The 12,293-nt window shown below is 64.7% G+C and carries 10 protein-coding genes; 6 read left to right on the top strand and 4 right to left on the bottom strand.

The features are described from left to right. Positions 1-11: 11 nt before the first annotated feature. The 4 genes from A3E1_RS0105775 to A3E1_RS0105760 form a co-directional block, all read right to left on the bottom strand. Positions 12-395 carry a DUF742 domain-containing protein gene (locus A3E1_RS0105775; protein ID WP_020519798.1) on the bottom strand — a complete coding sequence of 128 codons (384 nt, stop codon included), beginning with the start codon at positions 393-395 and terminating at the stop codon, positions 12-14. 45 nt (positions 396-440) lie between these two features. Beyond that, on the bottom strand, positions 441-2,165 hold the full coding sequence (gene glgB, locus A3E1_RS0105770; protein WP_020519797.1) for a 1,4-alpha-glucan branching protein GlgB: 1,725 nt from the start codon (positions 2,163-2,165) through the stop codon (positions 441-443). Further along, positions 2,162-3,403: a glycosyltransferase family 4 protein gene (locus A3E1_RS39110; RefSeq protein WP_020519796.1), complete on the bottom strand. Its 1,242-nt coding sequence runs from the start codon at positions 3,401-3,403 to the stop codon at positions 2,162-2,164. The genes glgB and A3E1_RS39110 overlap by 4 nt, the downstream gene beginning before the upstream one ends. Positions 3,404-3,523: 120 nt before the next feature. After that, complete coding sequence (locus A3E1_RS0105760; RefSeq protein WP_020519795.1) at positions 3,524-5,302, bottom strand: amylo-alpha-1,6-glucosidase; 1,779 nt, start codon at positions 5,300-5,302, stop codon at positions 3,524-3,526. A gap of 27 nt (positions 5,303-5,329) precedes the next feature. On the opposite strand from A3E1_RS0105760, the gene A3E1_RS0105755 reads away from it, so the two are divergent. From A3E1_RS0105755 to A3E1_RS0105730, 6 genes are all read left to right on the top strand, one after another. Continuing rightward, a complete protein-coding gene (locus A3E1_RS0105755) occupies positions 5,330-7,933 on the top strand; it encodes an MGH1-like glycoside hydrolase domain-containing protein (RefSeq protein ID WP_020519794.1) in 2,604 nt (867 codons plus the stop codon). 256 nt (positions 7,934-8,189) lie between these two features. Continuing rightward, complete coding sequence (locus A3E1_RS0105750; RefSeq protein WP_169454369.1) at positions 8,190-8,990, top strand: winged helix-turn-helix domain-containing protein; 801 nt, start codon at positions 8,190-8,192, stop codon at positions 8,988-8,990. Between the two features lie 10 nt (positions 8,991-9,000). Further along, positions 9,001-10,188: an amidohydrolase gene (locus A3E1_RS0105745; protein ID WP_020519792.1), complete on the top strand. Its 1,188-nt coding sequence runs from the start codon at positions 9,001-9,003 to the stop codon at positions 10,186-10,188. Between the two features lie 62 nt (positions 10,189-10,250). Further along, positions 10,251-10,997, top strand: coding sequence for a hypothetical protein (locus A3E1_RS0105740; protein WP_020519791.1), 747 nt, complete (start codon positions 10,251-10,253; stop codon positions 10,995-10,997). Then, a complete protein-coding gene (locus tag A3E1_RS0105735) occupies positions 10,984-11,550 on the top strand; it encodes a hypothetical protein (RefSeq protein WP_020519790.1) in 567 nt (188 codons plus the stop codon). The genes A3E1_RS0105740 and A3E1_RS0105735 overlap by 14 nt, the downstream gene beginning before the upstream one ends. Beyond that, positions 11,547-12,236, top strand: a complete 690-nt coding sequence (locus A3E1_RS0105730) for an SGNH/GDSL hydrolase family protein (protein WP_020519789.1) — start codon at positions 11,547-11,549, stop codon at positions 12,234-12,236. Before A3E1_RS0105735 ends, A3E1_RS0105730 begins: the two co-directional genes overlap by 4 nt. The last annotated feature ends 57 nt before the right edge of the window (positions 12,237-12,293 follow it).

Below are 12,293 nucleotides of genomic sequence, written 5' to 3'. Positions count from 1 at the left end.
GATCAAGCGGGTCACGCGGAAACGGGATAAGAGCGCAGGCCAGCGAGCAAGGCTTCGAGGGTGTCCGTTGACGGGAGGTCGCCGGTGCGGCGCGGAGGGCTGTGCGGCACGATCGCGGACATCTCATTGAGGTCGCCGAGCAGGACCCGCACGACGTTGAGCGACAGTCCCAAGTGGGAGGTCAGCTCGGCGACGGAGACCGGCTGCTGTGCGCGCTTGAGAATGCTGTGGTGCTCGGGCTGCAGGTAGAGGTCGGCCTTGGCGACGTTGTAGGGCCGGGAAACCACATAGGTCAGCAGGTCGAAGTTCTCACTCGTGCTGGTGCGCCCTCCCGTGAGCGCGTATGACCGCACGAGCGGTCCTGCCTCCTCATCTAGCCAACGGTCTTCATTCATTTGTCGCCCTCGCCCAGCCATTAGGTTGAACCCGCCAGCCGAATCTTAATCAAAATCCGGCGGCATTAGCCAGAGCGCCGCGTGCGGTCCAATAACGACATCTTTGCCGCCAATAACGCCGTAATTGCCGGAGCCAGTTCCGCCATAACAAGCGGCGTCGGTGTTAAGGATTTCGCGCCAGCCCGTTAGGCCAATCGATAGGCGTTGATGCACTCCAGAGAAATTCGCGACGCAGACCAGCGAATCGCGGCGAAACGCGATCGTATTGGTGAGGGGATCGCTATGCAGCCATTCAAAGGCGCTGCCCCATAGCGCGGGTGATGCGGCATAAATCCGGTTCACGTCACGAACAAGGGATCGCACGCCATCGTCCACATAGGACCAATCGAGTCCGCGCGTTTCACTCCACTCGGTCTCCTGACCCAGCTCGGCTCCCATGAACAGCAACTTCTTGCCGGGAAACGCCCACATGTAGGCGAGCAGCCCACGCAACCCGGCTAGCCGGTTCCACCGGTCACCGGGCAGCTTGGCCAGCAGTGAGCGTTTGCCGTGCACGACCTCGTCGTGACTGATCGACAACATGAAGTGTTCCTGCCCGGCATACAGCGTCGGCAGCGTCAGCGTGTCGTGGTGATAGCGCCGGTGAATCGGTTCCTCACGGAAGTAGGACAGGGTGTCGTGCATCCAGCCCATGTTCCACTTGAAGCCGAACCCCAGCGCCGTCGGCGACCAGTCGACCGGCTGCGTGACGCCAGGCCAGGCCGTGGACTCCTCCGCGATCATGAGGACACCGGGATAGTCGCGGTGCACCACCGTGTTCAGTTCTCTTAGCAGGGCAACGGCTTCCAGGTTGGTGTTGCCGCCGAAGACGTTTGGCTCCCACTCCCCCGCCTGACGCGAGTAGTCGAGGTAGAGCATCGAGGCGACGGCATCGACCCGCAGACCGTCCACATGGAACTCTTCACACCAATAACGAGCGTTATCGATAAGGAAGTCTTTAACCTCCCAGCGCCCATAGTTGAAGATGAGGCTGCCCCAGTCGGGATGTTCCCCGCGCCGTGGGTCGGGATGCTCGTAAAGCGCCGTCCCGTCAAAGCCCGCCAGGGCCCACTCGTCGCGCGGAAAGTGCGCGGGCACCCAGTCGAGCAGCACACCGATCCCCGCCTGGTGCAGCCGGTCGATCAGATGGCGGAAGTCATCGGGTGTGCCCATCCGGGATGTCGGGGCGTAGAACCCCGTTACCTGGTACCCCCATGATCCCCCGAAGGGGTGCTCCATGACGGGTAAGAATTCGACGTGGGTGAATCCGAGGTCCAGCACGTAAGCGACGAGTTCGTCGGCAAGTTCCTTATAGGACAGTCCCGGGCGCCAGGAGCCAAGGTGCACCTCGTAGACCGAGATCGGGCGAACGTGGTGGTCAGTGGCGCGGCTGGCCATCCACCACTCATCGTTCCAGGTGTAGGAGCTCGAATACAGCACCGAAGCGTTGGCGGGCGGGCATTCGGTGGCGAAGGCGACCGGGTCGGCACGATAGGACCACTGCCCCGACGCGTCGAGCACGCGATAGCGGTAGCGCTGGCCCGCGAGCGCGGAGGCACAAACGCCGCGCCACACCCCAGCCGAAGAAGGCTCCAGCGGCACACCGTCGTCTGGCCACCAGCCGGTGAAGTCTCCAATGACTTGCACCGAGCGGGCGTTTGGTGCCCACACCGCGAACCGGAAGCCGCCATCCGGCTCGGCGTGGGCCCCAAGCTCTCTCCAGACCGTCATCGCAGCGCGTTTCCGTCGGCGAACGCGACGGCCGGCACCGAAGCCGCATCTGGACCGGTCTCGATCGCATCGGCGTACGCCGACGCCACCCGCGACGCGATCCCTTGCCACCCATAGCGTTCCGTAATCATCGCGGCCGCGCGCCGGGTCATCTCCTTGGCCTTGATGGGCTCAGCGATCAGCGTGCCGACCGCCGAAGCCAGCGCGTCCGGATCGCTGTGCGGGAAGGTCATGCCCGTGACGCCGGCTTCCACGATCTCGGCCAGCCCACCGGTTGACGCGACAGCCAACGGCGCCCCCGCTGAAGCCGCCTCCAGCGCCACCATGCCGAACGGTTCATACAGCGACGGCACGACCGTGGCCGCGGTCGCCCCGAGCAGAGCGGGCAGCTCGCGTTCGGTCAGGAAGCCCGTGAACGCGACCGTGGAGGTCACGCCCCTGCGGCGTACCGCCTCTTGAAGTTCCTCTTTGTACGGCCCGTCCCCCGCGATGACCACCTTGAGCCCCGGGTGTTCGGCTTTGAGCTTGGGCACCGCGTCGACGAGGTCTTGCACGCCCTTCTCGTAGACGAGCCGCCCGGCGAAGCCGACGAGCGGGCCCTTGCCGGCGAAGCGTTCCCGTGCGACACGGACTGCTGCGGCGGTCGCCCGCCAGGCTTTACGGTCGACCCCGTTGGGCACGACTTCGATCTTCGCGCCGTCCACTTGGAACAGCCGCTGCACTTCCCACTTCATGTAGGCCGAGCAGACGAGCACCTTCGCCGCCCGGTGGCCGAGCCACCACTCGACGGAGTGGATGCTGCGGTTGAGTTCGCCGGGCAGCCAGCCTTGGTGCCGCCCGGCTTCGGTCGCGTGAATGGTGGCGACCAGCGGGAGGTCCAGGTGTTCGGCGAGGGTGACCGCCGTGTGTGTCACGAGCCAGTCGTGCGCGTGAATGACATCGAACGCTGAGCTTTCCGCCGCTCGCAGTCCCGCCCGGGTAAGGGTGTGGTTGAACGCCATTGTCCAGGCGAGCAGGGACTCGGTGGCGAGCGGAAAGCTAACGGGGTCTTCGGGAGCCCGGACGACGCGGACCCCTTCCCGCATTTCATCTATGGGCGCTCCAGGGGCATGGCGTGTTACCACCGTGACCTTGTGGCCGATCTGGGCCAGCGAGGTCGCCAGCGCGTGCACATGCCGCCCCAGTCCGCCGACCACAACGGGCGGATACTCCCACGACAGCATCAGGACATTAGCCATCGATCCTCCTAGCGGGTATACGCCGATAGGCACCTGTGAAGAGGTGCCACGCATCGTCGGGGTTAGACACATCATGTCTGACGCGCATTACCGCTGTCCGGAACTTAAGTTTCGTGATCGTTACAGCCTGTTACTGCGGAGTAATTCCGCCACGCTCCACGCTTGAAAGGGGCATCCCGTGGCCAGATGTGGCGCGTCGCCGTCAAAAGTTTCACTGACAGAAAGCAGCCCGTAATCCTGGCGGTGCGCCATCAGGGCGGTCAGGAGCCCGTCGACGGGCAGCCCGGCAAGGTGGCTGGCCGTCGCGAAAGGACCGATGAGCCACGGCCAGACGGTCCCTTGGTGATAGGCGGCGTCGCGTTCCTTCAACGTCCCGCGGTGCTGGCCCCGGTACGAGGGATCAGAAGGAGCCAGGCTGCGCATACCCATCGGCGTCAGCAGCTTCTCCCCGATGGCTCGCAGGACCACCGGGTCCGGTGCCATGGGCGCGTGCGGCAGCGAATAGGCCAGCAGCTGGTTGGGCCGCAGGGCCGGGTCGCCGGTCGTGTCGGGCAGCCAGCGGCCCGGTTTGATTCCGGTCAGGCGGGCGGTTACCGATGGGGCGAAGGTGCGGCGAAACGAGGCCACGGCAGTTTGCCACAGTGGGTGGCCCAGCACGGCCAAAGCGTTGCACCACAAGGCATTGATGTCGACGGCCTTGCCACGCCGCGGGGTGACCGGCTCGCCGTCGACGCGGGCGTCCATCCACGTCAGCGCCTCGCCCGGAGCGCCTTGGGCGAGCAGTGCGTCAGCGGGATCGCACTTGATGCCAAAGCGAGTGCCGTTCAGGTGTGCCTTGAGGACCTGATCGAGCGCGGGACGCAACTCGGCCAGCAGCGCGCCATCGTGAGCGACGGTCGCGTGCCGGTCGACGGCGTGGATGAACCACAGCGTCGCGTCAGCGGTGTTGTATCCGGTAACGCCACCGTCAGAGGTGTTGGCGAGCATGCCCTCGCTCAAGGTCCCCGCGTAGGTCTGCAGCAGCCGGCGCCCTTCCCCGAACCGCCCTGTGCTCAGAAACAGTCCTTCGTATGCGGTCATGGTGTCGCGCGACCACGCCCCGAACCACGGATAGCCGGCGACGACGTCGGGCCCGCGCACGATGAACGCGTCGGCGGCCAGCTCCAGCGAGCCGAAGCGGGCGTTGCGCGTGTGCGCTGAGGCGATGATGTCCACGGCCGGCGGCGGGTCGAGGGAGCCGTGCCAGGCAACGACTTCGGCCACGTCACCGGGACGCTCCAAAACCGCTGAGAACCGTCCCGCGAGCAGAAGGTCCTCCGTGGCGGTGTAGCCCCGCTCCGCTTCGGCGCGATAGTGCACTCCTTTGAGCCACGTGCCGTCCGGTGTCCACTGTGGACCGCGAAGTGAGTAATGCTCAAGAACGCCTTCGGCGACTTGCTGTTCGCCGTGCTGGTCGCGCCACGCGCACAAGGCTTCCAGCTCGAGCGTGACCGGTCCCCCCGCGAGCAGCCGGTGCACCACGGCGACACACGCGTGCCCGTGCCACATCGCAAGTTCGCGCTCTATAACGGTTTCGCCGAGGCGCCATCGCCAGCGGGGCAAGCCATTAACAAGCGTGAAATTTTCTAGATATATATGGCCCTGTGGCGCGATCGTCGCGTCGGCCCACTCGTGTGTGGCCAGTCTGACCCCGTTCACCAGGGGATCGAGCGCCGCTAAGGCGAGTGTCCGGGTGGCGGGAGTTTTCCCCGCGACCATGAGAAGCCCGTGGTAGCGGCGGGTGCGAAGCCCGCTCACGGTTCCCATGGCGTAACCGCCTAAACCGTCGGGCACGAGCCACTCGCGGGCGGTGCCCTCGGCAAGGCGGGTGCAAACCTGAGATCCGAACTCGATGCGCACCCACTCATGATGCGCTACGAATAGTGGATGAATCCCGAACTGCTCCGTGTGCGCTCGGCCAGCCTCCGTGAGGAAAAGTGGCGCGCCTGGGGACCCTACGTGTCTGAGCGGGCCTGGGGCACCGTCCGGGAGGATTACAGCGAGTGGGGCGAGGCATGGGAATATTTCCCGCACGATCACGCCCGCTCGCGCACCTACCGCTGGAACGAAGACGGCCTGGCCGGCATCTGCGATGACCGCCAGACGTTCTGCTTCGGGCTCGCCCTGTGGAACGGCAACGATCCGATCCTCAAGGAGCGGATCTTCGGGCTGACCGGCCATGAGGGCAACCACGGCGAGGACGCCAAGGAGTACTGGTGGTACGTGGACTCCACCCCCACCCATTCCTGGATGACCTGGCGCTACCACTACCCGCAACGTGAGTTTCCTTATGGGGAGCTGGTTTCGGCCAACCAGGAACGCGGCCGCGATGTGCCGGAATTCGAGCTGCTCGACACCGGTGTCTTCGACGAGGACCGGTATTGGGCGATCACGGTCGACTACGCCAAGGCGGGCCCGACCGACATCTGTGCTCGCATCACTGTCGCGAATAGAGGGCCGGAGGCGGCGACTCTGCACGTGCTTCCGACGCTGTGGTTCCGCAACACGTGGGCGTGGGGCCTGCCGGGCCGCGAAGACCGGCCGCTCATTCAAGGTGCCACGGGCGTCCTAAAGGGACAGCACAAGATCTTCGGCTCGCTGACGGTGTCCGGTGAGGGCGAGCCAGCGGCGCTGTTGTGCGACAACGAAACCAACGCGGAGAAGCTCTGGGGTCTGCCTAACCGGTCGCCCTATCCCAAGGACGGGATTAACGACCATGTGATTCATGGTGCTCAAACCATTAACCCCCAATCAGTGGGTACTAAGGGAGCACTGCACTACGTGCTGGATGTCCCAGCGGGCGGCCAGCGGGAGATAAAGATCCGCATCACTCAGGGCGCCCCGGGCGGAGATTTCGACGACGTCATCAGCACACGCCAAGCCGAAGCGGATCAGTATTTCGCCGAGCTGATCCCCGCGGGCACTCCCCCGGAGGAAGTCAAACTCGCGCGTGCCGCGGTCGCCGGCCTGATGTGGTCCAAGCAGTTCTACCACTTCGATGTCGCCCGCTGGCTCGATGGCGACCCGGCCTCGGCACCGCCGCCCGAGGCGCGAAAGCACGGCCGCAACGCGTCCTGGCGGCACATGAGCAGCTTCGATGTCATCTCCATGCCGGACAAGTGGGAGTACCCGTGGTACGCGGCGTGGGATCTGGCGTTTCACTGTGTCGCGATCGCCCGGGTCGACCCGCAGTTCGCCAAGGAGCAGATGCTGTTGCTGCTCAAGGACTGGTATCTGCATCCCAACGGTCAGATCCCGGCCTATGAGTGGGCCTTCGGTGATGTGAACCCGCCCGTGCACGCGTGGGCCGCGCTGAAAGTCTTCGAGCTCGACGGGTCCCGTGATTACGTCTTCCTCAGCCAGGTCATGCACAAACTGATGCTGAACTTCACCTGGTGGGTCAACCGCAAGGACTCCGACGGCAACAACCTGTTCGAGGGTGGTTTCCTCGGCCTGGACAACATCGGGCCGTTTGACCGGTCAGCCGCGCTGCCCGTCGCCGGGACGCTGGAACAGTCCGACAGCACGGCGTGGATGGCCATGTATGCCCTGAACCTGCTTGAGATGTCACTTGTCCTGGCGACCTGGGATCCGGTGTGGGCCGACATCGCGACGAAATTCTTCGAGCACTTCGCCTTCATCGCCAACGCGGCCCGTGAGCTGTGGGATGACGCGGACGGCTTCTCCTATGACCACATTAGACAGCCCGACGGCAAGACGGTGCCGATGAAGGTGCGCTCGATCGTCGGCCTGCTGCCCCTATGTGCCACGACGACCCTGAGTTCGGTGACGCTCGTGCGCTTGCCGGAACTGGCCGCCAGGTTGCGCTGGTTCCTCAGTGAACGGCCCGAGTTCGTCGCCGTGCTCGGGGAGCGGCGCATCTCACGCGACGGGCAGCAGCAACGGCTGCTCTCAGCGGTCAGCCCGTCGCGGCGGGCACGATTGCTGGCGCGCCTGTTCGACCCGGAGGAGTTCCTGTCGCCACACGGCCTGCGCACCCTGTCACGTGGGCACCTCACCGAACCGTTCTCGGTCCGTCTCGGCGAAACGAACTTCACCATCGGCTATGAACCGGCTGAGTCACAGACGGGCACTTTTGGCGGCAATTCAAACTGGCGCGGGCCCATCTGGTACCCCATAAATTATCTTTTGCTTGGCGCCTTGCGGCAGTTCGGCACCTTTTACCACGATGACCTGCGCTTCGACTTCCCCACGCGGTCCGGTGAGAAGTTAACCCTGCATCAAATCGCCGACAATTTGTCAGACCGGCTGATCTCGCTTTTCCTTCCCGGCAGCGATGGTGTCCGTCCCATCTGGACTGATCAGCCACGGATCGCCGGGCACCCCGACTGGGAATCGTTGCTGGTCTTCCCCGAATACTTCAACGGCGACACCGGTGCGGCCCTGGGTGCGTGGCACCAAACTGGATGGACCGGCCTCGTGCTCGATCTGATTTTGTCCCGTCAGCGAAACCAGCCGCCGGCCCTCTGATCAAAAATCAGCTCTTCGGCAGGGGTGCGAAAAAGCGGGGAACCTGCGACGCTTTGCGATGCAGGGGGATCTCGCAAGGGGCATCATGGGGTGGCGCATTCATTTCACGGCTGAGGATATGGCCCGGACCAGGGTCGCATCCACGCTAGGGCCGTTGGCCGAAACGATGTTCGGCCTCTGGATGATCCGCCGCTATGGTACGAAAGTCCGGTTAAGTCCCTGGCATGAACGAGCGGTCCGAAACCTCACCCCCGAGATGCGTCCCCTGCTCGCGTTGCTGCCGGCAGACGCCCTCGGCGTCGACCTATGGAGCCTGACCGGCGAGGCCGCGACGTTCGAGCAGGGAATCGACGCCCTGATGGCGATGCAGCCGGCCCACGTGCGCGCTGAGCTGGCCTACACTTGCTCGTTCACCCACCTGCCAAACACGGTCTGGCGCATCGCCGATAACGATGGCCACGGGCGGCAGGCGCTTGCCCGGGCCGCGCGCGTGTCCTATCGCACCCTGGTAGAGCCGCACTGGACCCGGATCTCCGATCAGTTGCAGGCCGCGCGCATGAGCAAAGGCCGGCTCATGCTCGAAGGCGGCCTGGAGCGTCTGCTCACGACACTTAGCCCGCTGGTTCACTGGCAGCCGCCGGTCCTTGAGCTCCTGGTCGATGAGGACGCCGACATCTACCTTTCCGGCCGCGGGCTCAACCTCGTGCCATCGTTGCTGCTGGGCGAGCGCCCGATGCTGCTCACCGACATCGTCCACCAGGATCAGCCGCCGACCCTCGTGTTCCCGGCCGCGAGCGATCCGGCAGGCATGCTGGAGCCGGCGAAACGCGGTGGCCTGGCCACGATGCTGGGCCGCACGCGAGCGGCGGTCCTGGCCGCCCTCGGCGAAGGCGCCACGACGGCGGAGGTCGCTCAGCGGGTGAAGCTGCCGGCCGCGCACGCCAATCATCAGCTCACCTTGCTGCGCCAAGCCGGGCTCGTCGCGACAAACCGGCGCGACGACCAGGTGCTGCATTCACTAACTTCACTGGGCGAAAAGTTCCGCGACGGAGCCTAGGGTGAGGCTTATGCCCGACACCCTCGCGGATCTTTACCGTCATCTGCACGCCCACCCCGAGCTGGGATATGCCGAGCACGAGACCGCGGCGACCGCCGCGGAGCGCGCCCGTGCCGCCGGCTGCGAAGTCACCACTGGCATTGGCGGCACCGGTGTCGTCGCCATGCTGCGCAACGGGCCGGGGCCAACCGTCCTGTTGCGAGCCGACATGGACGCGCTGCCGCTCACCGAACGAACAGACCTGCCATATGCCAGCCTCAGCCCGGGGGTCATGCACGCCTGCGGCCACGACATGCACGTCACCTGGCTGCTCGGCACTCTGGAAGAGCTGAGCCGCACCGGTGCCGAGTGGTCTGGCACGGTCATGGCGGTATTTCAGCCCGCCGAAGAAGGCGGCAACGGAGCGCAAGCCATGGTCGACGACGGCCTCTTCGACCGCTTCGGCACCCCGAATGTCGCCTTAGGACAGCACCTGACCCCGATCGCCTCCGGCACGGCCGGCGTGCGCTCGGGCAACTTCATGGCCGCCACCGACGCCTACCACATCAAGCTGTTCGGGCGCGGTGGACATGGCTCGGCACCCGAATCCACGATCGACCCCGTGATCATGGCCGCGTCCACCGTCATGCGCTTGCAGACGATCGTGTCGCGTGAGATCGCCGCGATCGACCCGGCCGTGTTCACGGTGGGTTACCTGCACGCGGGCACGGCGTCCAACATCATCGCGGCGGAGGCCGAGCTTCGGGTGACCATGCGCAGCTACACCGCTGAGACGCGAGACAAACTGATCGCTGGCATGCACCGCATCGTGCGCGCCGAGGCGGCCGCGTCCGGCGCGACACGCGAACCCGAGATCGTGCACAAGGGCAGCTATCCCGTGCTCTTCAACGATCCAAAAGCGACGGAGCACACGAGCGCGGCGCTGCGGGCCGCACTCGGCGACGACGCCGTCCACGACCACCGGCCCATCATGGGTGCCGAAGACTTTGGCACCTTTGGGCGTGCCGCTGGCGTACCCTCCTTCTTCTGGTTTACCGGGGCGACGGATCCGCAGCTTTATGCCAAAGCTGAAGCGGAAGGCAGGCTGGAAGCCGACGTGGCCAACAACCATTCGCCCTACTTCGCACCCGTATTGGAGCCGACCCTCCAAACTGGAATCACGGCGATGACCGCTGCCGCCCGCTCGTGGCTCGGCTGAGCCGCGTCGGGTTTATGACCAAGCGTTAAGACGGCGGCAGACCTGGCCATATTCTCGCGGCCATGAGGGCTAGTGCTGTCGCCGTTGTACTTTTCGCGCTACTGGTGTCGGGCTGCGGCAAGAAGGCCGATCCGCAAGCGGTGCCGTCGGTCGCGACCAGCGCCGGCGGTTCGGCTACGCCTGCGGCGACCGAGACCGCTACGGCAAGCCCGTCAAAGACGCCCGGAGACGATACCGGGCCGACCTATCCCGGCAACGCCAAGGACTACACCAAAGCCTTGCTGCAAGCGTGGAGCGCTAAGAACACCAGCCGGATCAACCAGCTGGCCAACCAGGGCGCCGCTTTGCAGATCGGGGGCATGGGCACGCCCAACGGAGAGTGGAACACGTATGTGTCGTGCAATCCGGACGGTTCGGGATACACCAAGTGCATCTACCGCAACGTGCATGGCGATGAGGCCACGATTCGCTTGCAGAACAGCCAAATTGGACACCCAACGGCAGTAACCGAAGCATTGCTGGACAAAACTCAGTACCCCAACGACGCGGCCGGCTATGCCCAGGCGTTCTGGGGCGCCTGGAGTCACGGCAACACCGACCGGATGCGCCGCCTGTCCAACAGCGGCTCCGTTGTCTCCTTCTTCAACGGCAAGGAAAAACCAACCGGAGCGACCGCATATCCCACCGATGCCGGGCAATACGTCAACGTGCGGATGGAGGGCCTGCCCGCTGGGGCGTTCACGTACACCCTTAAAGTGCAGAAGTCATTGCTCGGCAAGCCTTCCGCCATAGTGGGTGCCTCCAATTAACGACGAAGATTTCCTTGCGTGGAACCGGTTTCAAGTTGGTCTAGCAGTAACGACAGGTGTTCTGGTCATTGTCATCACGACGACCGCCGTCATCCTGCTGGGGCGCCAGCAGGAACCGGGCACCACGCTGCCGACGCGAAGCCCACGGCCGGTTCCCGTAGTCAACACCGCTGCACCCTCCGTGGCCCCTTCGGCCGCGGAGTCCACTTCAGCTTCACCTTCGGTCAAGCCGTCCGCGTCGAAGAAGACACCCGGCGCGGTGGTCACGACGCAAGCAGTCAGCCTCAGCCTCAGCTTGAGCTGCCCGGACAGGGCCACGCTAGGAGCCAGTTTCGATTGCACCGTCACCGTTTCCGGCCCGGCGCCCACCGACCTCGGTGTCGCCGTTGGCAGTGACAACCCTTCGGTCATCTTGCCCGTGTCCGTCACCATCGGCACCGGCCAGGCCAGCACCAGCTTTGGCATCACCGTTCCCGCCTCGGCTGGTCCCGTTGTGATCAGCGCGACCATCAGTGGTGTCGGAACGGACTCGGAACCCATCATCGTCGAATGATCGAGGCTGAGGATCCCCATTGCCTGCGGGCCGGTGAGGCGGCGCGGCTCTTGCGTGGCCATCCGTGGAAACGGTTCGCCGTGCTGGGAGACAGTGTGGCGCAAGGGATCGGAGACCCGGTCCCCGGCTATAGCCCGCTGCCATGGTGCGACCGGATCGCCGCGGAACTGCGGGCGATACAGCCCCGCCTTAGCTATCTGAATCTCGGCGAACGCGAGCTGCGGGCGGCCGAAGTACTGGCAACGCAGCTCGACCGCGCGGTGGCATTCGCCCCCGATCTGGCTTTGGTCGTTTGTGGAGCGAATGACGCCATGGGTGTGGCTTACAAGCCAGCGGCCGTGGACACGGCGATAACCGAGATGGTGCTGGCTTTGCAAGCCGCGGGCGCCCTCGTTATGACCGTTGGAATCTTTGACATTTCGCAAGCACCCTGTTTCTCCGGGAAAATCAGAAAACTCATGGCGTCAAGGATGCAAATCCTTTCATCGCACACTTTGGACGTTTCGCGTCGGCTAGGGACCATTCACGTTGACTGCTTCCGCCATCCGGCCGAAGGCGATCCGGCGATGTATTCCGCCGACGGCTTGCATGGCAATATGCGCAGCCATCAGATCTTTGCCGCGGAAGCGATCCGCCTTCTCGGAATGCATTTGCAACTGTCGCCTTTTGGGCCGTCGGTACCATAGGTGCGAGATCAAGAGACTATTGCAAGTGTCTCTATGGCACAGTAAATTCCGGTACAC

It is taken from the genome of Catelliglobosispora koreensis DSM 44566 (genome assembly GCF_000379685.1).
Taxonomy (GTDB): Bacteria; Actinomycetota; Actinomycetes; order Mycobacteriales; family Micromonosporaceae; genus Catelliglobosispora; species Catelliglobosispora koreensis.
The sequence above is the reverse complement of the archived record's forward strand: the minus strand, read 5'-3'. Positions and strand labels throughout refer to the sequence as shown.